General features: G+C 65.2%; 22 protein-coding genes. 15 read left to right on the forward strand and 7 right to left on the reverse strand.

The window, feature by feature from the left end:
• The first annotated feature begins 88 nt into the window (after positions 1 to 88).
• From F4U94_RS11660 to F4U94_RS11670, 3 genes are all read left to right on the forward strand, one after another.
• Positions 89 to 1297: an LL-diaminopimelate aminotransferase gene (locus F4U94_RS11660; RefSeq protein ID WP_120251603.1), complete on the forward strand. Its 1209-nt coding sequence runs from the start codon at positions 89 to 91 to the stop codon at positions 1295 to 1297.
• Between the two features lie 140 nt (positions 1298 to 1437).
• The gene (locus F4U94_RS11665) at positions 1438 to 1914 is read left to right on the forward strand and encodes a DUF2721 domain-containing protein (RefSeq protein ID WP_120251602.1); all 477 of its coding nucleotides are present in this window, start codon (positions 1438 to 1440) and stop codon (positions 1912 to 1914) included.
• Entirely contained in the window at positions 1911 to 2468 is a 558-nt protein-coding gene (locus F4U94_RS11670) for a (2Fe-2S)-binding protein (protein WP_120251601.1), read from the forward strand. Before F4U94_RS11665 ends, F4U94_RS11670 begins: the two co-directional genes overlap by 4 nt.
• On the opposite strand, the gene F4U94_RS11675 is transcribed toward F4U94_RS11670, so the two are convergent.
• The 3 genes from F4U94_RS11675 to F4U94_RS24985 all read right to left on the reverse strand — a co-directional run bounded on the left by F4U94_RS11675 (position 2453) and on the right by F4U94_RS24985 (position 6435).
• Positions 2453 to 3262: a DODA-type extradiol aromatic ring-opening family dioxygenase gene (locus F4U94_RS11675; RefSeq protein WP_120252282.1), complete on the reverse strand. Its 810-nt coding sequence runs from the start codon at positions 3260 to 3262 to the stop codon at positions 2453 to 2455. The genes F4U94_RS11670 and F4U94_RS11675 overlap by 16 nt on opposite strands.
• A gap of 337 nt (positions 3263 to 3599) precedes the next feature.
• Positions 3600 to 6164, reverse strand: a complete 2565-nt coding sequence (locus F4U94_RS11680; RefSeq protein ID WP_120251600.1) for an HWE histidine kinase domain-containing protein — start codon at positions 6162 to 6164, stop codon at positions 3600 to 3602.
• On the reverse strand, positions 6157 to 6435 hold the full coding sequence (locus F4U94_RS24985; protein WP_249042042.1) for a heme oxygenase-like domain-containing protein: 279 nt from the start codon (positions 6433 to 6435) through the stop codon (positions 6157 to 6159). The genes F4U94_RS11680 and F4U94_RS24985 overlap by 8 nt, the downstream gene beginning before the upstream one ends.
• On the opposite strand from F4U94_RS24985, the gene F4U94_RS24990 reads away from it, so the two are divergent.
• The 4 genes from F4U94_RS24990 (at position 6418) to F4U94_RS11700 (ending at position 9300) form a co-directional block, all read left to right on the forward strand.
• The gene (locus F4U94_RS24990; protein WP_249042043.1) at positions 6418 to 6906 is read left to right on the forward strand and encodes a hypothetical protein; all 489 of its coding nucleotides are present in this window, start codon (positions 6418 to 6420) and stop codon (positions 6904 to 6906) included. The genes F4U94_RS24985 and F4U94_RS24990 overlap by 18 nt on opposite strands.
• 51 nt (positions 6907 to 6957) lie before the next feature.
• Positions 6958 to 7896 (forward strand): RcnB family protein, encoded by a 939-nt coding sequence (locus F4U94_RS11690; protein ID WP_232015774.1) that lies wholly within the window; start codon positions 6958 to 6960, stop codon positions 7894 to 7896.
• Between the two features lie 96 nt (positions 7897 to 7992).
• Entirely contained in the window at positions 7993 to 8667 is a 675-nt protein-coding gene (locus F4U94_RS11695) for a prolyl hydroxylase family protein (RefSeq protein WP_120251597.1), read from the forward strand.
• Between the two features lie 162 nt (positions 8668 to 8829).
• Positions 8830 to 9300 (forward strand): RcnB family protein, encoded by a 471-nt coding sequence (locus F4U94_RS11700; protein ID WP_120252280.1) that lies wholly within the window; start codon positions 8830 to 8832, stop codon positions 9298 to 9300.
• Positions 9301 to 9492: 192 nt separating this feature from the next.
• Here F4U94_RS11700 and F4U94_RS11705 read toward each other — a convergent pair whose 3' ends face one another.
• Positions 9493 to 11073 (reverse strand): lysine--tRNA ligase, encoded by a 1581-nt coding sequence (locus tag F4U94_RS11705; RefSeq protein WP_120251596.1) that lies wholly within the window; start codon positions 11071 to 11073, stop codon positions 9493 to 9495.
• A 129-nt stretch (positions 11074 to 11202) separates the two neighbouring features.
• On the opposite strand from F4U94_RS11705, the gene F4U94_RS11710 reads away from it, so the two are divergent.
• From F4U94_RS11710 to F4U94_RS11720, 3 genes are all read left to right on the forward strand, one after another.
• Positions 11203 to 11595, forward strand: coding sequence for a PilZ domain-containing protein (locus F4U94_RS11710; RefSeq protein ID WP_120251595.1), 393 nt, complete (start codon positions 11203 to 11205; stop codon positions 11593 to 11595).
• A 67-nt stretch (positions 11596 to 11662) separates the two neighbouring features.
• Positions 11663 to 14416, forward strand: coding sequence for an ATP-dependent DNA helicase (locus F4U94_RS11715; RefSeq protein ID WP_150411915.1), 2754 nt, complete (start codon positions 11663 to 11665; stop codon positions 14414 to 14416).
• A complete protein-coding gene (locus F4U94_RS11720; RefSeq protein WP_120251593.1) occupies positions 14413 to 14955 on the forward strand; it encodes a SixA phosphatase family protein in 543 nt (180 codons plus the stop codon). The genes F4U94_RS11715 and F4U94_RS11720 overlap by 4 nt, the downstream gene beginning before the upstream one ends.
• Here the strand turns inward: F4U94_RS11720 and pip are convergent.
• Positions 14952 to 15893, reverse strand: a complete 942-nt coding sequence (pip, locus tag F4U94_RS11725) for a prolyl aminopeptidase (protein ID WP_120251592.1) — start codon at positions 15891 to 15893, stop codon at positions 14952 to 14954. The genes F4U94_RS11720 and pip overlap by 4 nt on opposite strands.
• A 92-nt stretch (positions 15894 to 15985) precedes the next feature.
• Here pip and F4U94_RS11730 point away from each other — a divergent pair, with 92 nt between their 5' ends.
• From F4U94_RS11730 to F4U94_RS11745, 4 genes are all read left to right on the forward strand, one after another.
• Positions 15986 to 16654, forward strand: coding sequence for a 2OG-Fe(II) oxygenase (locus F4U94_RS11730; protein ID WP_120252279.1), 669 nt, complete (start codon positions 15986 to 15988; stop codon positions 16652 to 16654).
• A 164-nt stretch (positions 16655 to 16818) separates the two neighbouring features.
• Positions 16819 to 19617, forward strand: coding sequence for a TonB-dependent receptor (locus F4U94_RS11735; protein WP_427771772.1), 2799 nt, complete (start codon positions 16819 to 16821; stop codon positions 19615 to 19617).
• 72 nt (positions 19618 to 19689) lie between these two features.
• Positions 19690 to 20115 (forward strand): response regulator, encoded by a 426-nt coding sequence (locus tag F4U94_RS11740; RefSeq protein WP_232015773.1) that lies wholly within the window; start codon positions 19690 to 19692, stop codon positions 20113 to 20115.
• A gap of 124 nt (positions 20116 to 20239) precedes the next feature.
• Positions 20240 to 21133: a dienelactone hydrolase family protein gene (locus tag F4U94_RS11745; RefSeq protein WP_120251590.1), complete on the forward strand. Its 894-nt coding sequence runs from the start codon at positions 20240 to 20242 to the stop codon at positions 21131 to 21133.
• 1 nt (position 21134) lies between these two features.
• Here F4U94_RS11745 and F4U94_RS11750 read toward each other — a convergent pair whose 3' ends face one another.
• Both F4U94_RS11750 and F4U94_RS11755 read right to left on the reverse strand, forming a co-directional pair.
• Positions 21135 to 21665, reverse strand: coding sequence for a peroxiredoxin (locus tag F4U94_RS11750; RefSeq protein WP_120251589.1), 531 nt, complete (start codon positions 21663 to 21665; stop codon positions 21135 to 21137).
• Positions 21662 to 22072, reverse strand: a complete 411-nt coding sequence (locus tag F4U94_RS11755) for a VOC family protein (protein WP_120251588.1) — start codon at positions 22070 to 22072, stop codon at positions 21662 to 21664. Before F4U94_RS11755 ends, F4U94_RS11750 begins: the two co-directional genes overlap by 4 nt.
• Before the next feature lie 138 nt (positions 22073 to 22210).
• On the opposite strand from F4U94_RS11755, the gene F4U94_RS11760 reads away from it, so the two are divergent.
• On the forward strand, positions 22211 to 22687 hold the full coding sequence (locus F4U94_RS11760; protein WP_249042044.1) for a hypothetical protein: 477 nt from the start codon (positions 22211 to 22213) through the stop codon (positions 22685 to 22687).
• Positions 22688 to 22864 lie beyond the last annotated feature (177 nt).

Consider the following 22864-nt stretch of genomic DNA (forward strand, 5'->3'; position numbering starts at 1 on the left):
CTATCGGCCGGGTTATAGCCAGATTGTGACACGTCAACGGCGTGCCGCGCACTATTCCCTACAGAGAGCTTTCAGGAAAGCCCCTATAATGTCCGAAGAATTTTACCGCATGAAGCGTCTGCCGCCCTATGTCATCGCCGAAGTGAACGGCATGCGGGCCGCCGCGCGAGCCGCGGGAGAGGACATTATCGACCTGGGCATGGGCAATCCCGACCTGCCGCCGCCCGACCATGTCATCGCGAAACTGATCGAAGTGGCGCAGAAGCCGAGCGCCCATGGCTATTCGCAGTCGCGCGGCATTCCGGGCCTCCGCAAGGCGCAGGCCAATTATTATGCGCGTCGTTTCGGCGTGGAGGTCGACCCCGACAGGGAAGTCGTCGTCACCATGGGGTCGAAGGAAGGGCTGGCCAGCCTGGCCACCGCGATCACCGAACCGGGCGACGTCGTGCTGGCGCCCAATCCCAGCTATCCGATCCATACGTTCGGCTTCATCATCGCGGGCGCGACCATTCGGTCGGTGCCCACGACGCCGGACGAAAATTATTTCCGCTCGCTCGACCGCGCCATGGCCTTCACCGTGCCGCGCCCGTCGATCCTGGTGGTCAACTATCCGTCCAATCCGACGGCCGAGACGGTGGACCTGGCCTTTTACGAGCGCCTCGTGGCCTGGGCGAAGGAGAATAAGGTCTGGATCCTGAGCGATCTGGCCTATTCCGAACTTTATTATGACGGCAATCCGACGCCTTCCATCCTTCAGGTGCCGGGCGCCAAGGATGTGGCGATCGAATTCACCTCCTTGTCCAAGACATACAGCATGGCTGGCTGGCGCATGGGCTTTGCCGTTGGCAATCAGAAGCTGATCGCGGCGATGACGCGGGTGAAGAGCTATCTGGACTATGGCGCCTTCACGCCGATCCAGGCGGCGGCCTGCGCGGCGCTCAACGGGCCGCAGGATATCGTCGAGAAGAACCGCGAACTCTATCACAAGCGCCGCGACGTGCTGGTGGAGAGTTTCGGACGCGCCGGATGGGACATTCCGCCGGCCCGCGCCTCCATGTTTTGCTGGGCGCCGCTGCCGCCTGCGCTGAAGGACATGGGATCGCTGGAATTCTCCAAGCAGCTGCTGACCCATGCCAAGGTCGCAGTCGCACCGGGCGTTGGCTATGGCGAGGATGGCGAAGGCTTCGTGCGCATCGCCATGGTCGAGAATGAGCAGCGGTTGCGGCAGGCGGCCCGCAACATCAAACAATATCTGAAATCCATGGGCGTCAACACGCCGGCCAAGGGCGCAGCCTGAAGGATGCGGCGCTCCGGTTCGTGCCGGAGCGTCTCGACCCCCGGAAAAGTGGCGTTTTGCGACGCATTTATACCGGACGCCGCCCCTTGCCCCGCGTCCCGCGATGAAGGATAGATTCGCGGGATGAGAGGTGCCCTTTGATGATCCCCCTGCCCCAGGTCAGCCAGGTCGCGCAGACCATTCAGCTGGCGCTGGCCCCGGTCTTCCTGCTGGCGGGCATCGGGGCGTTCCTGAACGTCTGCGTCAGCCGGCTGTCGCGGATCATCGACCGGGCGCGCGACGTGGAAAAGCTGGTGCTGTCCACCCGTGGCAAAGAGCATGACCGGATGGTCAGCGAAATCCGCGTGCTCGATCGCCGGATGAGCGTGGTCAACATCGCGATCTTCCTGTCGGTCGCCTCCGCCTGCGCCGTGTGTCTGGTCGTGATCCTGCTGTTTGCGGGCAATTTGTTTAACGCGCATCTGGGCACGCCGATCGCGATCCTGTTCAGTCTGGCGATGCTGTTACAGGCGGCGGCCTTTGCCACCTTCATCCAGGAAATCCGGCTGGCGTCGCGGATCATCCATATCCGCAACGAAGTGCTGTTCCATAAGGCGGAAGAAGAGGAGGCGGCATGACCCGCTTCACCGTCAACGACCGGCCGATTCAATATCGCATGGACCCGCACACGCCTTTGCTATGGGCGTTGCGCGACGCGTCCAACCTGACCGGCACCAAATATGGATGCGGCACGGGCGATTGCGGTGCCTGCACCGTGGATGTCGATGGCGAGGCGGTGCGATCCTGCCAGGTGACGATCGGCAATACCGAAGGCCGTTTCGTCACCACGATCGAGGCGCTGTCGCCCGATCGCGGCCATCCGCTGCAACAGGCCTTCGCCGCCGACAATGTCTCCCAATGCGGCTATTGCATTCCTGGCGTCATCATGGCGGCGTCCGTGTTGCTGCGCCGGACCAACGATCCGTCGGACGAAGAGATTGACGGGGCGATCACCAATATCTGCCGCTGCGGCATCTATCCCCGGCTGCGCGGGGCGATCAAGCGGGCCGGGCGGATCATGCGGGGCGAGGAGCAGGGCGGCAGCGCGGCGCCGCCACCTGGCATCACGCCCGAAGATGCGGCGCGGACCGTGCCGGCCCTGGGACGTCCCGCGCCTCAGCCGAAGCGATAGCCCGACACCGTCCAGCCCAGGACCGAGCTGCGATGGGTGCAGGTCGCACTATCGTCTCCGCCGGCACCCAGAGCCACCATCAGCGGCAACAGATGTTCTTCGCGCGGATGGGCGAAATGGGCGTGGGGCAGTTGATCCCAGGCGGCGACACGAGTGGCGCGGGCCTGCGGATCGGGATCGGTCACGGCGGCAGTCAAGGCATCGTCCCAGAGTGTCGAGGGCGCGATCGCCTGTGGTCCGCGAACCCGCAAATTGTGGAAGCTCATGCCCGAGCCGACGATCAGTACGCCTTCGTCGCGCAAGGGGGCGAGCGCCCGGCCGGCGGCGATATGGGCGGCGGGATCGAGGTCATGACGCAGCGACAATTGCGCGAGCGGAATGTCGGCATCGGGCAGCGCCACCTTCATGGGAATGAAGACGCCATGGTCCCAGCCGCGCGCCGTTTCCTCACCCGTGGCGAAGCCGGCATCGCGCAACAGCCCGGCGGCGCGGTGGGCGAGGTCGGGCGCGCCCGGTGCATCCCAGCGCAGGTCGTAGGTGTGCGCCGGGAAGCCATAATAGTCGAAGAATAAGGGCGGCCGATCGCCGCTATGGACGGTGAAGGCCGCTTCCTCCCAATGGCCCGACACCAGCAATATGGCGCGGGGCCGTTCCGGCAGGCCAGCGATCAGGCCTGCCAGATAATCCTGCATCGGCTGCCACATCGGATCGCTGTGCGGACGGTCGGGATCGGTCGGGTCCATGAAGAAGCAGGGTCCGCCGCCATGGGGAATGAAGAGGGTTGGCTGGGTCATCATGGGGTCCGGAAATAGGATTTCGCGGGCTTAACTTCGCACATTTCCCGCATGGTTCGACATTTTGTTGCGTGGCGACGATCCTATCGAAAAGTCACCTGTCTGCCGGCCATCCTGTCGTCATCATAGCGCCAAGACGCAATGTAGGACAGGATAGTCGGCATGCGAGATAGATCGGCGCAGGGTGGCCGTTCCGCAATCGGCGAGGTGGAAACTGTCCGTTTCGCTGTCCGCGCAGAGCGTTTCGAGAGGTTGGCGTGCGAAGCGAGACTAATGCGCCGCTTTGCGGCGACCCACCCCGGCCCCTCCCTGAAAGGGAGGGGAGAAATATCACGCCTTAGTTGCCGGCCTCGATCACCGGGGCGAGCGCCTGCGCCAAGGTGGCGCCGCTATAGGGCTTCTTCAGCAGCGTCACCGCCTCGAACCGGGCGGGCAGTTCCAGCCCGTCGCCATAGCCGGTGGCGAAGAGGAAGGGAATGCCGCGTTCGGCGAGCATATCCGCGATCGGCAGACTGGTTTCATGGCCGAGATTGAAGTCCAGCACGGCCAGATCGACCGACTGGATCGCGATCGCTTCATGCGCGCGGCCGACGCTGGCGGCGGTAACGACGTCCGCGCCCAGATCGCGCAGCGCATCCTCTCCATCCATGGCGATGATCATATTATCTTCGACCAGCAGAACATTGCGCCCTTTCAGCAGGCCGGGCACGACCGGCGCGGCCGGCTTGGCGCGATCGGTGGCGGTCACATCGGGCAGGACGGAAACGACATGGATGGACGGGATGCAGAAATGCGCCTCTATTCCCGCCAGTCGATAGCTGATTTCGGCATGGCCGCCCAGATCATAGGGAATGGACCGTTCGATGACGGTGGAGCCAAAGCCCCGCCGGGTCGGCGCCACCACCGGCGGACCGCCGCTTTCAGTCCAGTCGATCAGCAGGCTGCCATCTTCATCCACGCGCCAGTCGATCTTCACGGTGCCGCTGTCCGACAGGGCGCCATATTTGGCGGCGTTTGTCAGCATTTCATGGATCACCAGCGCCAGCACGGTGAAACAGCCGGGCGTCAGCAACACATTGGGACCGGACAATTGCACCCGATCGCTGCGTTCGCCGAGATAAGCGCCCGATTCGACTTCGATCAGGTCGTAGAGGCGCGCCGGGCTCCAGCGATCGGCGGTAATCTGATCATGGGCGCGGGCCAGCGCATGGACGCGGCTTTCCAGCGTGCCGATAAATTCGTCCACCGAACGGGCGCTGTCGCGAGTCTGCGACAACAGGCCCCGGATCAGCGAGAGGATGTTGCGGACGCGATGATTGAGTTCCGCGATCAGCAATTCCTGCTTCTCATGCGCGCGCTGCCGCTCCGCATCGGCGGAATCGGACATGCGCAATATGACTTCGAGCAGCGCGGTGCGCAGCGCTTCGGCCACCCGCAGTTCGGCGGGCAGGAAGGGCAGCGCCACGCCCTTCACCAGCTGCGACCAGGATTCGAAACTCTTGCGCGGGGTCAGGCGCGGGCCGTTCGGCCCATATTCGATTTCCTTTTCCGGATTGCCTGCCCAGCGCACGGATCGCAGCTGTTCGGCGCGGAACAGCACGACATAGTCGCGCGGCCGGCGTGACAGGGGGATAGCCAGTACACCCGACACGCGATCGGCATAGGCCGCCGCTTCGGGCAGAACCGAGGAGAGGCTGTCGGTGGTATAGACCTGGCTCGCCGCAACACGGTTCAGCATCGACACGATCGCGACGAAGGCGGACGCGTCGGGCGCCAGGCCGGAAAAGGTCATCTGCCCGTCGATATAGACGCCCACGCCATCGGCGGGGATCGTGTCGAAAATGATGTCGCCCAGCCAGCGGGCATTGGTCAGCAGGTCATGATCCTGCGCCACCGCCGACAGCAACCGGTCGGCCACCTGCCGCGCCTTGCCTTCATAGGTGGCCGTTTCCGCGCGCTCGCGGCTTTCCAGCATCATCGAGAAGATCTGGCCGAACAGTTCGGCCGCGCTGCGCTGCGCGAAAGTCGGCAGGCGCGGAGCATAATGGTGGCAGGCGAACAGGCCCCACAGCTTCCCCTCGACGATGATCGAGATGGAGAGGGAGGCGCCCACGCCCATATTGCCGAGATATTCGATATGGATCGGCGATACCGCGCGGGTGAGGCAGAGCGACATGTCGAGCGCCGCGCCGGTCGGATCCAGCGCCGGGACGACGGGCACCGGCGGCGCCTTCACATCGGCGATGATGCGGAAGATGTTGCGCAGATAGAGGGCGCGGGCCTGAGCCGGAATGTCAGAGGCGGGATAATGGAGGCCGAAGAAGCTGTCGATGCCGGGCTTCAAAGCTTCGGCGACGACTTCGCCATCGCCGCCATCGGCAAAGCGGTAGACCATGACACGGTCGAAGCCGGTCAGTGCCCGCACCTGCCGCGCGCCATCGCGCAGGAAGGCGGTCATGCCCTCTGCCTGGGCCAGACGGGCGACCATGGACCGGACGGTGCTGCTCGCCTCCATCTCGTCATGGCTGGCGGGTTCAGCCTCCACCACGACCAGCTGACCGGAGAAATGGACGGCCACGTCGAAGGGCGGGCCGCCGGCGATCAAGGGAATGGAAAAGAGCCGCTCGACCGAATCGGGGCCGCGCAGCAGGGTGATGCGGTTGCGCAGGGCATGGATGGCTTCGCCGTCCAGCAGGGCCGCGATCGGCTTGCCCAGCATATCGTCGGGGGTCAGGCCGATAAATTGCGCGCTGTTGGCCGACACGCGCGACACCAACCAGTCGGCGGTCAGCGAGATCAGGAAGCCGAAGGGCTGAACCGTGCCCAGCACATGAATGGGCTCACGATCGCAATTGCTGAGGTCGACGGAAAAATTGGGCTGGTCAGCGTCGCGATCAGCCATGGGCCGATGCCTGGCCCGCCTGCTGTCCTGCCTGCGCAAACAAGGCGAAGGCGGCCTGCGCGCCCTGCACGGCGTCGTCCAGCCAGCCTTCGCCGCCTTCCGCCGCAGCGCCGTCGAGCGCGCGTTGGAAGGCTATCCATTCGCCCTTGCCATGGGCGGCCGAGAGATAGGCCTTGGGCAGACCGGGGGCGACCTGTCGCGACAGCATGGCGCCGCCCAGTCGCGATCCTTCCAGCGTGTAACGCAGGCCCCAGTGGAAGCCGTCGGCCACATTATCGTCCAGCGGCAGAGGTTCAGGCAGGGGAAGGTCAAGGGCAGCGAGATCCTGCGCCAGCAGCGGCAAGCGCGGCGCCTGCGGTTGTGCGGCGGCCTCGATCCCGCCGAGCGCGCGGGCATGGGCGGTCAGGAAGGCGCGATAGTCGCTGGGCGAATCGAGCGCGAAATCAGCATAGATGGCGTCTACCGGCGATGGCTGTCCATCGTCGCTTCGCGCAGAACCTGGCGGACGGAGGGCGTGTCAAAGCCAGCATCGGAAGATTTCGTCACTCGTCAGTCCTATAGTCAGTTTCACGGTGACGCACTGATCTGGATCAGCTTTTCGACCGATTCCGGGTGTTTATCCCGCGTGCAACACGCACCAACGGACAGTGGCTGTTCGCATGGCTCCTGTCTATCGTCCCGCGCCGATTCTTTCAAATCGCTGCATGACAAGTTCAGCATCACGACATCGGACCTGCCCTAGAAGCCAGATCATGAGGGGGCGTAGTGCCCCCGATCCAGGAAAGTCACGACGATGTTGAGGAAGATGATGCTGGCGGGGCTGATGGGTGCGACGCTGCTGAGCGGTATCGCCCCGGCCCATGCGCAGAGCAACCAGGAGCAGCGCGGCGATCGCGGTGGCGAGCGGGAAGGACGCGGCGATCGCGGCAACCAGCCGCGCGGCAATGACGCGGCACAGCGCTGGCAGCAGCGTATGGGCGAGCGCGCCGCCGCACCGACGGCAGCGCCGCGCCCGGACGTCCGCCCGGACGATCGGCCGCAGCAGCGCCCCGACCAATGGCGCGGCGACCGCAATCAGCCCGATCGCGGGCTGGAGAATGTCGCACGCGACCGGCAGCAGCAGACGCAGAACTGGCGCGACCAGCAGCAGCGTCAGGACAATCGGCAGGATTGGCGCAATAACCGTCCCGATGAGCGGCGCGACGGCCGCGACGACCGACGTAATGACCGGCAGGATTGGCGCAACGACCGGCGCGACGATCGCCAGGACTGGCGGAACGATCGGCGGGATGATCGCCAGAATGATCGACTGAATCAGCGGTGGAACGACAATCGCGGCTGGACCGGGAATGATCGAAACAATGGCGCCTGGAACAACGGCCGCCGGTTCGACGATCGGAGCCGCTGGGCGAACCAGCGTCGCTGGGACAATGGCTGGCGCCAGGACCGTCGCTATGACTGGAACAGTTATCGCAACCGCTATGGCGACCGCTATCGCATGGGTCGTTATGATGCGCCGCGCGGCTGTGACTATGGCTATCGCCGCTTTTCGGTCGGGATCTTCCTGAACAGCCTGCTCTATTCGAACAGCTACTGGTTGAACGATCCCTATAGCTACCGCCTGCCGCCGGCCTACGGCTCGCTGCGATGGGTCCGCTATTATGACGACGCGCTGCTGGTCGATGTGCGCGACGGCTATGTGGTCGACGTGATCAATAATTTCTTCTGGTAATCTTCTTCCTGGACTGGCCTTCAGGAAATACTGGCCCCGGCATGGAAACATGCCGGGGTCTTTTCATGCCGGGCGTCCCTGTGGCAGGAGGCGGGCATGAGCGAAGGACAAGATGATGGCGGCACGGCGTCGCCGCTGCGCGCCGGGATCGGCGAAGATGTGCGCAAGCGGCTGGACCGCAATCCGATGGTGCATCGGATCGACGCGCCCGATCTGGAGATATATGGCCGCCAGCATTTCCTGAGCGCGGAGGAATGTGCCGGGCTGCGCGCGCTGATCGACGCCGATGCCAAGCCGTCGACGCTGTTTTCCGGCAGCGCCAATGCCGATTATCGCACCAGCCACAGTTGCAACCTCAATCCCTGGGAAGAGCTGGTCATGGGGATCAGCGACCGGATCTGCGCGATGACCGGCCTGCCCGCCCGCCATGGCGAGACGTTGCAGGGGCAGCGCTATGCGCCGGGGCAGGAATATAAGGTTCATTGCGACTATTTCCCCGTCACCGCCAGCTATTGGCCGCAGATGCGGACCAGCGGCGGACAGCGGACATGGACGGCGATGATCTATCTTTCCCCCGTAGAGGCCGGGGGCGAGACGCACTTCCCCCAATGCGAATTCATGGTGCCGCCGGTAGAGGGCATGATCCTGATCTGGAACAATATGGATCGCGACGGGGCGCCCAACCGCAAGAGCCTGCATGCCGCGCGGCCGGTGGAGAGCGGCACCAAATATGTCGTGACCAAATGGTTTCGCGAACGGCCGTGGGGCTGACGCGGTTACATCTGCGGTTACACTTTGCGACATAAATGACTGGAATCTGACTGCTTCATTCCCCGACCGTTCAGTTGCCGGGGCCCATATCTCCTCTTGTAGGCGACGGAACCAGATCCTTCCGGACAGGTTCAGCCGCCACGGAATATGGGAGACAAGATCATGCGTAAGTTCATCATTCTGGGCCTGCTGGCCGCCACCGTCGTCCCCAGCGTCGCATCGGCCCAATCCTATGGCGAAGCGCGTCGCAGCGAACGCAACCTGCGCGAAGAGCAGCGCGACCTGCGCCAGGCGCAGCGTTATGGCGACCGCCGCGATGTGCGCGACGCGCGCCGCGACGTGCGCGATGCCCGTCAGGAAGTGCGCGAAGACTGGCGCGACTATCGCCGTACCCACCGAGACGTCTATCGTGGCGGCAACTGGCGTGCGCCCTTCCGCTACAGCCAGTGGAATGCCGGTGCGCAGCTTCGCCCGGCCTATTATAACTCGCGCTATTATATCAGCGACACCAACCGCTATCGCCTGCCCCGTCCGGGTGTGAACCAGCGCTGGGTCCGCCACTATAATGATGTGCTGCTGGTCAATGTCCGCACCGGTCGCGTCATCACCGCCCACCGCGCCTTCTTCTGGTAAGCCCAGATTACAAAAACCGCCCCGATCGCAAGACCGGGGCGGTTTCCTTTACCCCCACTTGGCCGCGCCGCCCGTTTCCGGGCGCACGCGGCCGATGACGTGCGCAAGGCGCGTCACCAGTCCGAAAGGGGGGTGGACCGATGCGGCAAACGCCCGACCCGGCAAAATGTTCCGGCCCGGGTTTGATCCAGATCAGGCCGCCAGCGCCTGCGCGATCAGCTTGCGGCTGTTTTCCACCCCGTAGAGCGCAATGAAGCTGCCCATGCGCGGCCCCTGATCGGCACCCAGCAGCGTCTGGTACAGCGCCTTGAACCAGTCGCGCAGTTCGCCAAAGCCGAACGCCTCATCCTTGCCGATGGCGTACACGATATTCTGGACGTCTTCCGCGGTCGCATCGGCCGGCAATGCGGCCAGTTCCTCGTCCAGCTTGCGCAACGCGGCGGCTTCATGGGCCTCTGGCGCGCGGCGCTGAAGCGTGGGCGCCACGAAATCGCGATGATAGGCCAGCGCATGGCCGATCAGCGCATCCAGTTCGGGATAGGTTTGCGCGCTGGCGCCCGGCACATAATTTTGGAGATAGCCCCACACCTGTTCGGGGCTGGCATCGCCCATCACGCCGACCAGGTTGAGCAACAGACCGAAGGTTACCGGCAGTTCGCCGTCGGGCAGCTTGCCATCATGGATATGATGGACCGGGTTGCCCAGCTGCTGCTCGATCGCCTGCTTGGAATAATTGCCGCGAAACTGCCAATATTCATCCACCGCGCGCGGGATGACGCCCATGTGCAACTGCTTGGCCTTTTTCGGTTCGCGATAGGCGTAGAAAGCCAGGCTTTCCTGCGGGCCATAGGTCAGCCACTGTTCCAGGCTGAGGCCGTTGCCCTTGGACTTTGAGATCTTCTCGCCCTTTTCGTCGAGGAACATCTCGTAATTGAAGCCTTCGGGCGGACGGCCGCCCAGCGCACGACAGATCTTCGACGATTGCGTGACCGAATCGATCAGATCCTTGCCCGCCATTTCATAATCGACGCCCAGCGCATACCAGCGCATCGCCCAGTCGACCTTCCATTGCAGCTTGGCCGCGCCGCCCAGGATCGATTGTTCGATCGTGTCGCCTTCATCGACGAAGCGGACGATGCCGGCTTCCGCGTCGATCACCTCGACCGGCACCTGAAGCACGATGCCGCTCTTGGGCGAAATCGGCAGGACGGGCGAATAGGTCGCCTGACGTTCCTTGCGCAGGGTCGGCAACATGATGTCCATGATCGCCTGATAACGGCGCAGCACCTGCCGCAGCGCATCGTCGAAGGCGCCGGCCTGATATTGCTGCGTTGCCGACACAAATTCATACTCGAAGCCATAGCCGTCGAGAAAGTCGCGCAGCATCGCATTATTGTGATGGGCAAAGCTTTCGAACTTTTCGAAGGGGTCGGGCACCTGCGTCAGCGGCTTGCCCAGATATTCGCTGAGCATCGCCTGATTGGGGACATTGTCGGGCACCTTGCGGAAGCCGTCCAGATCGTCGCTGAACGCCACCAGCCGGGTCGGAATATCCGACAGCGCGTGGAAGGCGTTACGGACCATGGTGGTGCGCAGCACTTCGTTGAACGTGCCGATATGCGGCAGGCCCGACGGGCCATAGCCGGTTTCGAACAGGATATGCCCCTTGTCCGGCGCGCCATTCGCGTAACGTTTCAGAAGCTTGCGCGCTTCTTCATAGGGCCAGGCCTTGGATGCGGTCGCGGCAGTGCGCAGGATATCGGACATTGTCATGATGCACGCCCCCTAAACCCTGCTAAAGCGAAAGAAAATGCTATTCGGCGACAAAAGCGCTTTGACAATCGTTCGCAACTTTAGTTTTCGTTAACCTTGCGTATCGATAATGGACCGACAGGAGGCGTTATGCAGATACAGCGCAGCCGCGAGCGTATTGCGGTGGACATTCCCATCGTCGTCACGACGGTGCTGGACAGCCTGGAAGGCGTGATCGTCGATCTGAGCGAAGGCGGCGCCCAGGTGGTGGGCTGCACCCTGCCCGCGCGGTCGCAATGCCAGATCGATCTGGACGGCTTCATCGTCTTCGGCACGGTCCGCTGGTCCGAAGAGGATCGCATGGGCATTCGCTTCCCCTATGAATTGAACGAAGGCCCGCTCTATGAGCGGCTCGAAATGGCCCGCGCCGCCAAGCGCGCACCGGTCGCGTTCCAGCCGCGCCTGCACGCAGCTGGTCAGCAACAGACGGGCTTTGGCAGCGCCTATGTCGGTGGCGGCGGCTTTGGCCGGCGAACGGGCTGACGCCCTTCCCGGCGCGAAACCCATATTTCAGGTTTTCCTTTTGTTCCTGCTCGCCTAGATCGGGCGGGTGATCGATCCCGCCACCCTGCCCGCGCTCCACGCCAGCCATGGCGGCATCTGGCTGCGCGAAGGCGACCGCACCCAGGCGCTGGCCAAGGGGCAGGCGATCGCGCGCAGCGCCGAAACCCCGGTGCTGCTGCTGAACGCACCGCTGACCGGCCAGCGGCTGGGCTATCCGGAACTTAACGGCCTCGACCTGCTCGAACTCTGGGCCTTCCTGCATCCGGCCCGTTTCCTGGTGCCGACGCCCAAGGGGCTGGCAGAAGCGCTGGGCCTGCCCGCGCCGACGAGCGAGGGCGATATTCCCGCGCTGCTGCAACAGGGCGCGGCGATGCTGCTCGCCCGGATGGACGCACCCGACTGGAAAGAGCGGGAGGGCGGATGGACCGCAGCGCAATCCTTGCATCGGCTGCGCTGGCCCTGGTCGCCGCTGGTCGCGCCGCGCATCGCCCGCCCGCGCGAGGCGGAGCGCTGGCTTTTCACCAAATTGCCGGAATGGGAGGAGGCGCAGCCCCGCCCTGCCCCGCGCACCGTCAGCCTGAAGGAAGATCAGGTGCTGGCCCGGCTGGACGCGCTGACTGGCAAGGGCGCCGAACCGCGCCCCGGCCAGCGCGCCTATGCCGCCGCCGCCAGCCTGGCCTTCACCCCGCGCAAGCATCGCGACCAGCCCAATATACTGCTGGCGGAAGCCGGCACGGGCATCGGCAAGACTTTGGGTTATCTGGCGCCTGCCTCGCTCTGGGCCGGCGAAGCGCAGGGCACGGTTTGGGTTTCGACATACACAAAGGCGCTGCAACGCCAACTGGACCGCGAATCGCTGCGCCTGTTCCCCGACGCGGCGGTGGCGGCAAAGCGGGTGGTGGTGCGAAAGGGGCGGGAAAATTACCTGTGCCTGCTCAATCTGGAAGATGCGTTGCAGGGCGGCTTTACCGGCCGCGCGGCGATATTGGCGCAACTGGTGGCGCGCTGGGCCGCGTTCAGCAAGGATGGCGACATGGTGGGCGGCGACCTGCCCGGATGGTTGCCGGCCTTGTTCCGCCGCAATGGCTCGACCGCGCTGACCGATCGGCGCGGCGAGTGCATCTATGCGGGCTGCCCCCATTATCGCAAATGCTTCATCGAACGATCGGCCCGCGCGTCGGCCGATGCCGACATCGTCATCGCCAACCATGCGCTGGTGATGATCAACGCCGCGCGCGGGCGGGAAACCGGGCAGCGACCGCAGCGGATAGTGTTCGACGAGGGCCATCATCTGTTCGATGCGGCGGATTCGACCTTCTCCGTCGCTTTGTCGGGGCAGGAGGCGATCGAACTGCGCCGGTGGATCATGGGGCCGGAAGGCGGATCGCGCGGGCGCCGCCGGGGGTTGGCGGCGCGCCTGTCCGACCTGGCCAGCTATGACGAGGAAGGCGGTCAGGCGATCCGCGCGGCGATCGACGCGGCGCAGGCGCTGCCAGCCGATGATTGGCTCAAGCGCGTCGTTGCGGGCGAGCCGTTCGGGCCGCTGGAAGCGCTGCTCGCCGCGGTGCGCGGCACCGTTTATACCCGCGCGGAAGCGGCGGGCGAGGCGGATGCCGGCTATGGGCTGGAAACCGAGCTGGCCGAACCCGATGGTGCGCTGGTCGACGCCGCGCAGGAAGCTGCATTGGCGCTGGATGCGTTGATCAAGCCGCTGGTACGGCTGGCGCGGCGGCTGGAGGCGGTGATCGAGGATGCGCCCGACTGGCTGGACAGCGCGGCGCGGGCGCGGGTGGAGGGGGCGATCGCTTCGCTCGGATGGCGGCGCGACCTGATCGCGGCCTGGCTGGCGCTGCTGGCGCGGATCGGGGGGCCGGCCGACCCGGACTATGTCGACTGGATGACGGTCGACCGGATCGAGGGGCGCGAGTTCGATATCGGCATCCACCGCCACTGGCTGGACCCGACGCGGCCGCTGGCCGAAACGGTGCTGAAGCCCGCGCAGGGCGTGCTGCTGACGTCCGCGACGCTGAAGGGCGGGGGCGACTGGTCCAATGCGGAGGCGCGCAGCGGCGCAGTCCACCTGCCCCATGGCGCGGAGCGGTTCGAGGCGAGCAGCCCGTTCGATTATCCGGGACGGGCCGAAGTGCTGATCGTCACTGACATCAAGCGCGGCGATATTGCGGCGCTGTCGGGTGCCTATGGCCGGTTGATCGAGGCGGCGGGCGGCGACACGCTGGGGCTGTTCACCGCGATCCGGCGGCTGCGGGCCGTGCATGCGCGCATCGCCGACCGACTGGCACGGGCGGGCCTGCCGCTTTACGCCCAGCATGTGGACCCCATGGATACGGGCACGCTGGTCGATATCTTCCGCGACGATCCGCGCGCGTCGCTGCTGGGCACCGATGCGCTACGCGATGGCGTGGACGTGCCGGGCCATTCGCTGCGGCTGGTGGTGATGGAGGGCGTGCCATGGTCAAAGCCCACGGTGCTGCACGCCGCGCGGCGGCTGGCGGGCGGAGGCAGCGCCTATGACGACCGGCTGATCCGGGCGCGGCTGGCGCAGGCGTTCGGGCGCCTCATTCGCCGGGCCGAGGACAAGGGCAGTTTCGTCATCCTGTCCGCCGCGATGCCGAGCCGATTGCTGAGCGCCTTTCCGCCCGGTACGCCGATCCGCCGGCTGACGCTGGACGAAGCGATCATCGCCGTCAGCGTACAGGCCAGAGAGCAAAGCCTTGGCGAAACGGTCCTGTTAGGGCATCAGGGGCGCGAATCCGGCCTACCCCAACAGGAGACACAATGAAGAGGCTGACCCTGTTGCGCCACGCCAAATCGGATTGGGACGATCCGGTCGCGCGCGACTTCGACCGGCCCTTGAACCGGCGGGGCGAGAAGGCCGCCATGCTGATGGGCCAGTTTGCCGCGCAGCGCGCCATGCGCTTCGACATGCTGGTCGCTTCGCCGGCGGTGCGGGTGGTGCAGACGTTGGAAACCTTCTTCGCCGGCTATGGCGAGACGCTGGACGCGCGGTGGGACCGGCGTATCTACCTCGCCTCCGCGCCTACCTTGTTCGACGTGATCCGCGACCTGCCCGACAGTGCCGACGGTGCGCTGCTGGCGGGCCATAATCCGGGGCTGGAGGAGTTGATCCTGGACCTGGTCCCCGACGACGGCGTCAATCCGTTGCGCGAGGATGTGGAAATCAAATTCCCGACCGCCAGCATCGCGGTGCTGGACCTTCCCATCGACCGGTGGGCAAATGCGCGGGAAAATATCGCGACCCTCGCCAGCTTCACCCGCCCACGCGACCTGGACCCGGCATTGGGGCCGGGTAGCCGCTAACCCGCAAACCCGTCCGTCGCGCGGATCAGGGCGTCCATGATGCCCGGCTCATTATAGGCGTGGCCCGCGCCCTCGATCATGTCGAAGCGCGCCTGCGGCCAGGCGCGGTGCAGCGCCCAGGCGGTTTCGGCCGGGCAGGCCATGTCGTAGCGACCCTGCACGATGACGCCGGGAATGGCCGCCAGCTTGCCCGCGTCGCGGATCAACTGACCGTCCTCCAGCCAGCCGCCATGGACGAAATAATGATTTTCGATCCGCGCGAAGGCGAGCGCGAAATCATCCGCATCATGGGTCGCCGATAGCGCCGGGTCGGGCAGCAGGCGGATCGTCTCGCCTTCCCACACGCTCCAGGCGCGGGCGGCGGCGATTTGCGCGGCGCGATCGTCACCGGTCAGGCGGCGGCGATAGGCATTGACCAGATCGCCCCGTTCGCTCTGCGGGATCGGGGCGACGAACCGTTCCCATTTGTCGGGATAGATGCGGCTGGCGCCTTCCTGATAATACCAGTCAATCTCGCTTTGCCGAATCGTGAAGATGCCACGCAACACCAGTTCCGTCACCCGATCCACATGCGTCTGCGCATAGGCGAGCGCCAGCGTCGAGCCCCAGCTGCCGCCGAAAACCAACCATTGCTCCACACCCATCATCGCGCGCAGCCGCTCGATATCGGCGACCAGATCCCAGGTGGTGTTCGCTTCAAGATGGGCGTGCGGGGTCGATCGGCCGCAACCACGCTGGTCGAACAGCAGCACATCGTAGCGCGCGGGATCGAACAGGCGGCGATGGTCGGGCGAAATGCCGCCGCCCGGCCCGCCATGCAGGAAGACCGCCGGCTTGGCGCCGGGCGTGCCGGCCCGTTCCCAATAGATATGATGGCCGTCCCCGACATCGAGATGACCGGAGGCATGGGGTTCGATCGGGGGATAAAGCGTGCGCATGCCACCATCCTATAAACCGGCGGCGGCGAAGGGAAGTGTTTGAACGCAAGGCACGGGATGCCCCGGACGCGCGTTGCCGCCATGCTGGCCCGATGGACCTGACCGATCTCGACCGCCATGGCGCCGTGCGCCTGCCCGCCTTGCTGTCGCCCGACCAATGCGCTGCCCTTATCGCGCTATGGGAAGACCCCGCCGTCTTCCGCAAGGAGGTGGTGATGGCGCGGCATGGCTTTGGCAGCGGGCGCTATCGCTATTTCACTTATCCCCTACCCGATCCGGTCGCGATGCTGCGGGACCGGCTCTATCCCGCGCTGGCACGCCACGCCAATGGCTGGGCGGAGAGGCTGGGTACGGGCGACATCTATCCGGCGCGCCACGCCGATTATCTGACGCGCTGCGCACTGGCGGGGCAGGACAAGGCGACGCCGCTGATGCTGCGTTACGAGGCAGGCGACTGGAATGCGCTGCATCAGGATGTCTATGGCCCGCATATCTTCCCGTTGCAGGTCGCGATCCTGCTGTCCCGGCCGGAGCAGGATTTTTCCGGCGGCGCCTTCGTACTGACCGAGCAGCGGCCGCGCATGCAGTCGCGCGCAGAAGTGGTGCCGCTGATGCAGGGCGATGCCGTCATCTTTCCGGTGCGCGACCGGCCGGTCATGGGCGCGCGCGGCGTGTATCGCGTGCAGATGCGCCATGGCGTCAGCCGCCTTCTGTCAGGCGTGCGCCACGCATTGGGCATCATTTTCCACGACGCCCCCTGACGCCCGGCCAGCCCCCGTTCAGCCGGCATGATTACATCTTGCGACAAATATCGCTGGTTGTTGCCAGAATTTTGCGACAAGCGCCTGCTAGTCCAGCGGTCAGATCAAAGAATGTTGTGGGGGTTTTCGTGCGTCTTTCCGCGTCCATCATCAGTGTTGCGCTCATGTCCGGGGTCGCGCCCGGCGCGCTGATGGCGCAAGAGGAAGCTAAGGCAGTTCAAGCCGCGCAAACCGCGCCGGTGGACGATGGCGAAGAGATCGTGGTCACCGGCCAGCCGCAGCGCGGATCGGTGATCGGCAATGTACAACCCGAACAGCAATTATCCGGCGCGGACGTGCGGGCGCTGGGCGTCACCTCCATTTCCGAACTCATCACCGAATTGGCGCCGCAGACCAATGGCACACCGGTCATCCTGCTGAACGGCAAGCGCATTTCCAGCTTTTCCGAGATTCAGGATATCCCGTCCGAAGCGGTGGCGCGGGTCGACATATTGCCCGAACAGGTCGCGCTGTCCTACGGCTATGCACCGACGCAGAAGGTGGTGAACATCGTCCTGCGCCAGCGTTTCCGCGCGGAAACCGCCGAGGGGCGCGTCGGCACGACGACGCGGGGCGGGCGCGAAAATGGCAAGGTGGAAGCGGGCCTGCTGCGCATCCAGGGCGACAATCGCTTCACGCTGAACCTGCAATATAGCCGCGCCGCGCAATTGCTGGAGAGCGAGCGCGGCATCACCGCGACCGCGCCGGGCCGCCCCTATGCGCTGAACGGCAATATCGTGGGCACCGGCACCAACGGCGAAATCGACCCGGCGCTGTCGGCACTGGCCGGCCAGACCGTCACGGTGGCCAGCGTATCGGGCAGCGCGGCGTCGGGCGCGCCCTCGCTCAGCGATTTCGTCGCGGGCGCCAACGTCACCAGCGTCAGCGACCTGACCCGATACCGCACGCTCAGCCCGGAGACGGAGAGTTTCTCGGCCAACGCCACCCTCGCCCGCGCGCTGGGCGGCATATCGGCGACGTTGAACGGGCGGCTGGAACTGTCGGACAATGATACGCTGCAGGGCCTGTCGTCCGCCGCGCTCGACCTGCCGACGGGCAGCGCCTTTTCGCCCTTCTCAAACGACGTCACCCTCTATCGCTATCTGGCGCAGGGCGGCGCCTTGCAACAGCAGATCAAGGGCACGACCGGCCATATCGGGCTGACCCTGAACGGGCAGCTGGGCGGCGGCTGGCAATGGTCTTTCACCGGCAATGGCGACCTGTCGATCACGCGGACGCGCACCGATCGCGGCCTGTCCACCGGCGCGATTCAGGCCGCGCTGGATGCCGGCGACGCCAGCGTCAATCCCTATGGCAGCTTCGCGCCGGACCTGATCGCCACGCGCCTGACCGACCGCGCCCGCGCCAAGAGCCAGGCGGTGCAGGGCGACCTGCTGATCAGCGGCACCTTGTTCGACCTGCCGGCCGGCGGCGTGACCACGTCGATCAGCATCGGTGCGTCGGCCAACGGCTTTACCAGCCGGTCGGTCCGGTCCGGCGTGGAAAGCGGCAATGATTACAGCCGGGAAATCGGCAGCGGGCAGATCAGCCTGGACCTGCCGATCACCAGCCGGTCGCGCGGCGTGCTGGGCGCGGTGGGCGATGTCGCGGTCAACCTCAATGCCGCCACGCAACATTATTCGGATTTCGGCACGCTTTCGACGCTGGGCTACGGCCTGCGCTGGAAGCCGGTGGATGCGGTGCAGATATTGGCGTCCGCCAATCAGGATCGTGCTGCGCCGACGGGGGCGAACATCACCGATCCGATGATTTCCACGCCCAACGTGTCGGTGTTCGACTATGCGACCGGTCAGACGGTGTTCGTCACCCAATTGTCGGGCGGCAATGCGGCACTGAAGGAAAGCGTGCGCGACCAGTTCCGCCTGAGCGCGCGGATCAAGCCGTTCGAAAAGCCGAACCTGACGATGACGGCCACTTACCTCAACAGCCGCACGCGCAACCCGATCGCCGCCTTCCCGACGCCAACGCCGGCGCTGGAGGCGGCCTATCCGCAACGCTTCCTGCGCGATGCCGATGGCAATTTGTTGCAGGTCGATGCCCGGCCGATCAATTTCCTGTCGTCGCAGAGCGAGCAACTGCGCTGGGGCGTGGACCTGTCGGTCCCGATAAAGTCGCATATCCAGAAGCTGGTGGAAGCCTGGCGCGCGTCAGGCGGCAAGCCGGAAGACCGTCCGCCCGAATTGCAGGCGCTGTTCGGCAACCGCCAGTCCCGAGCAGAAGGCGGTCCGCCGCCGGGCGAAGGCGGTGGCGATCGGCCGCGTGGCGAGGGCGGCAATTCGGGGCCAGGGGCCGGGCCGGGCGGCGGCAACGGCCCGCGCGGCGGCGGCTTTGGAGGCCCCGGCGGCTTCCGTGGACCGGGCGGCAATGGTCAGGGCGGCGGTCGGATGACCTTCAGCCTCTATCACACCTGGCATCTGACCGAGAGCATCCAGATCGCGCCGGGCTTACCGCAACTCAACCTGCTGGACGGCGACGCCACCGGATCGTCGGGCGGCCAGCCCCGGCATGAGGTGGAGGCGCGGATCGGCTATATGAACAACGGCATCGGCGCGCGGCTGGGCATCGACTGGGAAAGCGGCACCCATGTGGACGGCGCGCTGACCGGTACGGCGGGCGGGTCGTCGCGGCTGAACTTCGGCAGCCTGGCCACTGCGAACCTGCGCATCTTCGCCAATCTGGGTCAGGTACAGGGGTTGGAGCGCAAGATCCCCTTCATGCGGGGCGCGCGCATATCCTTCAACATCGACAATATCTTCAACCAGCGGCGCGAAGTCACCGACGCGACCGGAGCGACCCCATTGCGATATCAGCCGGGCTATCTGGACCCGCTGGGCCGCACCGTATCGATCAGTTTCCGCAAACTCTTCTTCCCCAATTTCGCGGCCAATCGCCCGCGTAGTTAAATGTCCGTTAGGCACGGCTAAAGCTTCTCGTTCCTCGGCCGTTATGATGTCCATAATGGTTGGGGAACCGAGATGATGAAGCCTGTCAGAATAGTGGTGGTCGATGATTCGCTGACCATCCGAGCGATGATCGAGACGTTGCTGGAACGCGACCGCCGCATCGAAGTGGTCGGCATCGCCCGCAATGGCGAGGAAGCGATCGACATGATCCGGCTGGAAAAGCCCGATGTCGTGACGCTGGACATCGCCATGCCGGGCAAGGATGGCCTCATGATATTGGACGAGATCATGGACATGGAGCCGTGCCCGGTGATCATGCTGTCCAGCCTGATGCGGGACGGCGCGCCGATCGTCGCCGAGGCGATGGACCGGGGCGCGGCGGCCTGTTTCAACAAGGCGATGATCGTGCGGGAAGCGACCCGCTTCATCGGCCTGATCCGCGATCTGGGTCGTGGCCTGGTCGTGGCCGAACCGGAACCGGTGGCGATCGCCGCCTGATCCAAGCTTGGCCTGTTTCGAAAAGGGGGAAGGCGGGCATCTGCGTCTTCCCCCTTTTTGTTGTTCCTTTGCCACGCGCTTGCCTAAGCTGCCTGCCCATCAGCCAGGCAAGAGGAGCAAGCGGATGACCAGCGACGACAATGAACGTCTGTCCGAGGACAGCAATTGGGTACGCAGCACGGGCCTGCAACGCCGCCATGTGCTGGCCGGTGGCGCTTTTGCGGCCGGTTTTGCCGCCGCATGCCGCCCGGTCGCCAGCAGCGCGGTGCAGACGCCGGGCGACGGGCTGACGGAAGAGATGGTGAGCATTGCCGCCGATGACGGCTTCGCCCTGCCCGCCTTCGTTGCGCGGCCTGCTGGTGGGAAAGCGGCGCCGGTCATCGTCGTCGTGCATGAGATTTTCGGCGTGCATGAGTGGATTCGCGACATCTGCCGCCGGTTCGCCAAGGCGGGCTATTATGCCATCGCGCCGGACCTGTTCGCGCGCCATGGCGACGCGACCAAGATTGCGGACTTCAAGCAGTTGGTCGGCACCATCGTGTCCAAGGCACCCGATGCCCAGGTATTGGCCGATATCGACACCGTCTATGACTGGGCCGGTAGCCATGGCGGCGATGGCAAGAAGCGCGGCATCACCGGCTTTTGTTGGGGCGGTCGGATCGTGTGGCTCTATGCCGCCCATAGTGCCAAGCTGAATGCCGGGGTGGCTTATTATGGCCGGCTGGTGAGCGACAAGACGGCGTTGCAGCCATTGAGCGCGATCGAGGAAGTGGGCAAGCTCAAGGCGCCGGTGCTGGGGCAATATGGCGCACTGGACAAGGGCATTCCGGTCGCGGACGTGGACGCGATGCGGGCGGCGCTGACCAAGGCTGGCAAGTCGCCGCCCGACGCGATCACCGTCCATGCCGGTGCCGAACATGGCTTCATGGCCGATTATCGCCCCAGCTATAACGAGGCCGCCGCCAAGGCCGCATGGGATGCGACGCTTGGCTGGTTCGGCACCTATGTGAAGAAGTAGCTTACTTCCCCTTCATCGCCTGAACGGCGGCCAGCGTGCTCTTCACATGCTCGGCATAGTTCATTTCGCTATGGACGAAGGCGACGCGGCCCGAGGGGGCGATGACATAGGAGGTGCGGTCGGTCATGCCCGGCCGCATCTTCAGGGCGACGTCATAGCCCGTCACGATCGCCGGCCCGGCCGAGGCGACGGCGAACTTGCCGGCACATTCCTTGGTCGAGAAAGCGACGAGATCGTCGACCGGGTCGGCCGACATGCCGATGACGGTGGCGCCGGCCGCCTTGAACTTGTCGATATTCTCCGCAAATTCGCGCGCTTCGGCCGAGCAGCCCGGCGTGAACGCCTTGGGGAAGAAATAGAGGACCACAGGGCCGCGCTTGAGCTGATGCGACAGGGTCAGCGTGAAGGTCTTGCCCGCCTGCGCGCCGCGCGTGGTGAAATCGGGCGCCTTGGTCCCGATGGCGAGGGCGGCCATGGCGTTGCTGGACATCAGCGTGGCGGCAGCGGCGAGGAGAAGAGACAGGCGCTTCATGACGGGGTTCCTTGGGTCGGATGGCGATGGTCGGGCTGTTCCCATAATTCGATCGCATTGCCCTCCGGATCGTGGATGCGGGCAAAGCGGCCGAGGACGGGATCGTCCCATTCGGGCTTGGTGATGATCTCAACGCCTGCGCCGCGCAAGTGGGCCAAGAGGGAATCGAGATCGGACACGCGAAAATTCAGCATGAAGGCCTTGTCGGCGGCGAAATAGTCGCTGTCCGCCTTGAACGGGGCGAAGACCATGGGTCCGCCCTGCGGCTGCCAGATCCATTCATTGGGCGGGTCGGCGGGATCGACCACGCAGCCGCCGCCGACATTCAAATGCGTGCGATACCAGGCCGCCAGCGCATCGGGATCGCGCGCACGAAAGAACAGGCCGCCCATTCCCAGCACCGGCATGGCATCAACTCCCCTGATGGTCGGGGCTGAGCCTAGCATGGTGGCGTGGCAAGGAAAGGGCTTCGGAAAGCGGCGCCGGGAACTGGCGGAGGACTGGCCGGTTTTTCCGTTATGCGAAACTTTTCCTCTGACTTGCTGATGCTGCCGCTGCTGCTCGTCACCGCCTGCAACCGCGCGGCGGACAAGCAGAACGACCAGCCGGGCGTCGTCACCAATATATTGGACCAGACGCTGCCCAATATGGAGGCCGCGCCCGCCAACGGTATCACGCCGGTCGAAACGGTGCCGCGGGTGGAAACGCCGCCGCCCGCCGCTGCGGCCGATGGGCTGGTCCCGGCCGCGATGCAGGGGCGCTGGGCGGGGGCGGCGGAACGGTGCGGCGACAAGGCGGCGGCGCTGGAACTGACGGTGATGCCCGACCAGCTGCTGTTCCATGAAAGCGTCGGCACGGTGAAGCAGGTAACCCAAGACGCAGATGGCCGCGCGGCGGTGGAGGCCGCCTTCACCGGTGAGGGCCAGAGCTGGACCCGTACGCTGGCGCTGACCCTGTCGAAGGATGGCAAGGCGCTGACGGTGGTGAATGACGGGACGGCGGTGACGCGCAAGCGCTGTTGAGGTGAACCGTTCGAGGTGAGGGCGAAGTTCACACCGTTGCACGGCTTTTGCGCGGCAAGCGCTCGCGAGGCTTTCGCGATGCGCTCCCAAGGCTTTCGCCATGCGCGCCCAAGGCTTTCGCGACGCGTCACGTCCTACAGGGGTGCCGACCGTCAGGGTCACATGCGCGCGCCACCG

Origin of the sequence: Sphingobium limneticum (assembly GCF_008710155.1) — a bacterium.
Classification (GTDB): Bacteria; Pseudomonadota; Alphaproteobacteria; order Sphingomonadales; family Sphingomonadaceae; genus Sphingobium; species Sphingobium limneticum.